This window comes from Micromonospora sp. CPM1 (genome assembly GCF_023896895.1).
Taxonomy (GTDB): Bacteria; Actinomycetota; Actinomycetes; order Mycobacteriales; family Micromonosporaceae; genus Micromonospora; species Micromonospora tulbaghiae.
Genome location: NZ_JAMHIU010000063.1, coordinates 1 through 848, shown reverse-complemented (window position 1 = coordinate 848; position 848 = coordinate 1). Strand labels below are relative to the sequence as shown.

Here is an 848-nt window from a genome sequence, read left to right as displayed (position 1 = left end):
TGTTGTAGTGCTCCGGGTTCAGGCCGACCAGTTCCAGCAGTTCCTGGACGCGGTGTTTGACGCCGCCGGGCGGGGTGATCCGGTTGACCTGCAACGGCATCGCCACGATCCGCCCCACCGTGTGGCGGGGGTTCAACGACGCGTACGGGTCCTGGAAGATGATCTGCAGGTCCTGCCGCAGCGCGCGCAACTCACGACGCCCACCGTGGGTGATGTCCCGCCCCGCGAAGGTGATGCTGCCGGCGGTGGGTTCCAGCAGACGCACCAGCATCCGCCCGGTCGTGGTCTTCCCACACCCCGACTCCCCGACGAGTCCGAGGGTCTCGCCGGGCCGTACGTCGAAGTCCAGGCCGTCGACCGCCCGCACCGCACCCCGGGCACGCAGACCCTGCCGCACCGGGAAGTGCTTCGTCAGGCCCCGCACCGACAGCAACGGCTCACTGTCCGGCGCCGCAAGGACGGCCGCACCCCGCCGGCCGGCGACCGCGCCCGTCGTGTCCTGGTCAGCACTCATCGGGCCACCCCCACGTGCGCGACCTCGTCGCGGTAGATCCGCTCCCGCGCGGCGACCGGCAGGTGACACGCCACCAGATGCCCTGCCGCCCCCGCCGGAACCAACTCCGGAACCTCGGTGCGGGAGCGGTCGCCGTTCACACCGGCCCACCGGCAGCGCGGATGGAACGCACACCCCGACGGCAGGTTGATCAGCGACGGCGGGTTACCGGGGATCGGCACCAGGTCCGCGTCCGCGTCGCCGTGCAACGACGGCACGCTCGACAACAACCCCCACGTGTACGGATGCTGCGGCGCCCGCAACACCCGCTCCACACTCCCGTGCTCCACCGCCC

General features: G+C 71.6%; 2 protein-coding genes. Both read right to left on the bottom strand.

The genetic code is table 11. From position 1 onward, the window contains the following. Positions 1–514: ATP-binding cassette domain-containing protein (locus tag M8C11_RS30120; protein WP_252454821.1), on the bottom strand; the 514-nt coding region annotated here is incomplete at its 3' end. Continuing rightward, positions 511–848: oligopeptide/dipeptide ABC transporter ATP-binding protein (locus M8C11_RS30115; protein ID WP_374669410.1), on the bottom strand; the 338-nt coding region annotated here is incomplete at its 5' end. The genes M8C11_RS30120 and M8C11_RS30115, both read right to left, overlap by 4 nt.